Source organism: Kitasatospora sp. NPDC127121, from assembly GCF_042677305.1.
Taxonomy (GTDB): Bacteria; Actinomycetota; Actinomycetes; order Streptomycetales; family Streptomycetaceae; genus Kitasatospora.
Map to the genome: position 1 here is coordinate 1 of NZ_JBHXTQ010000170.1, position 1,493 is coordinate 1,493.

General features: G+C 79.2%; 1 protein-coding gene. It reads left to right on the forward strand.

All coding sequences use genetic code 11. The features are described from left to right. Positions 1–431 precede the first annotated feature (431 nt). Positions 432–1,352 carry a JmjC domain-containing protein gene (locus ACFVHI_RS37150; protein ID WP_159398557.1) on the forward strand — a complete coding sequence of 307 codons (921 nt, stop codon included), beginning with the start codon at positions 432–434 and terminating at the stop codon, positions 1,350–1,352. Positions 1,353–1,493: the final 141 nt, after the last annotated feature.

A 1,493-nucleotide genomic window follows, 5' to 3' on the forward strand; every position in this document is an offset into this window, starting at 1 on the left:
GCCCGGGACCTCCCGGGCAGCGCCGCCGGCCGACCGGACCCCGGGGTGTGACGCTCGTCACAGACACCCGGAACCGCTCGCCGGCGCCCTCGGGGCGGTGCGGGGCGGCCGGCGCCCGGTCGCCGCCGCCTGTCGCGCCGGAGGGCGGGCGGGCCGCCGCGGCAACGGGTCGCGGCCGCCGCCGTCGGCCGCCCGACCTGGGGGTCGGGACGCGCCGACCGGGGGACGGTGTCGGCGCCGCCCGCCCGCTTCACCCCTCGGCCCGTCCGCCCGGGACGGGCCGCCACGGCGCATCGCGATTGCCGCCCCGCGGCGCGAAGCTGGCCGATCCCGGGCTGGTTGGCGGATTCTCGCTGAACCGGACTCAGATGTTCATCCGTAGGTTATGCGACGGTCGACCGGTGGTGGGCCGCTGGACGGAGGGATGGACGATGGGACGAGTTCTGACCGAATTGGTGGGCGACGCGGCGACGTTCGCCAAGGCGCTGGAGGAGCGCCGGCCGCAGGTGTTCCGCACCGCGGGCTGGCCGGCGGGGCTGCCCCGGCCGGGCGAGTTGGACGAGGCGCTGCGCGGCGGACTGCTGCGGGTGCCCTACGTCGAGATGGTCCGGGCGGGTGAGGTCGTCCCGCCCGCGGAGTTCTGCACGGCCCGGGTGGTCGCCGGGCGCCGGGAGGAGGGCTTCGCCGATCCTGACCGGATCGCCGCCCTGCTGGCCGAGGGCGCCACGCTGCTGCTGCCGCAGCTGGACCAGTGGCACGCGCCGGTGCGCGCGCTGGCCACCGACATCGCGGTCGAACTGGGCCGCCGGACCGAGGCGTTCTGCTTCGCGACGGGCGCCGGCCGGCGCGGGCTGGACGTGCACCGGGACGACGCGGACGTGCTGGTCGTCCAGCTCGCGGGGAAGAAGGAGTGGACGGTCCACGAGGCTCCCGCCGACGGGCGCTGGCGCCCGGGGCTGGCCCCCGAACCCGGCGCGGTGGCGCTCAACTCGGTGCTCGGGCCGGGCGAGGTGCTGTACGTGCCGCGCGGGGCGCCGCACACCGCGACGGGCCACCAGGGCCTGTCGGTGCACCTCTCGTTCACGATCCGGGAGGCGGGCACGGGGCAGCTGCGCGGCGCCGTCGGCGAGTGGCTGGCCGGCGGCGACTGGGCGGCCGGGCTGCCGGAGCGCCCGGCGACACCGGCGGAACTGCTGGACACGGCCACGGAGGTGCTGCGACTGGGCCGCGCCCGGCTGGCCGAACTGACCCCGCAGGAGCTGCTGCGGCTGGCCCGGGGGCCGCTGCCCGCACCGGTGGCGGACGACGGTCGGGCGGTGCCGGGTCACGGACCGCTGGCCGCCGGCGGCTGAGCCGGGCCGAGACCGGGCGGGGCCCGAACGCACGAGGGCGCGGTTGCCCGGACCGGTGGTGCCGGCCCCCCCCCCCCCGGCGGCCCGCCCCCCCCCCCGCGTCCAGGGGGGGGGGTGTGCAGTGGGGGGGGGGGGCCGGGC

Excerpts from the sequence above, each read along its gene's own strand:
- ACFVHI_RS37150 (WP_159398557.1), top strand. The coding sequence starts at position 432 with ATGGGACGAGTTCTGACCGAATTGGTGGGCGACGCGGCGACGTTCGCC.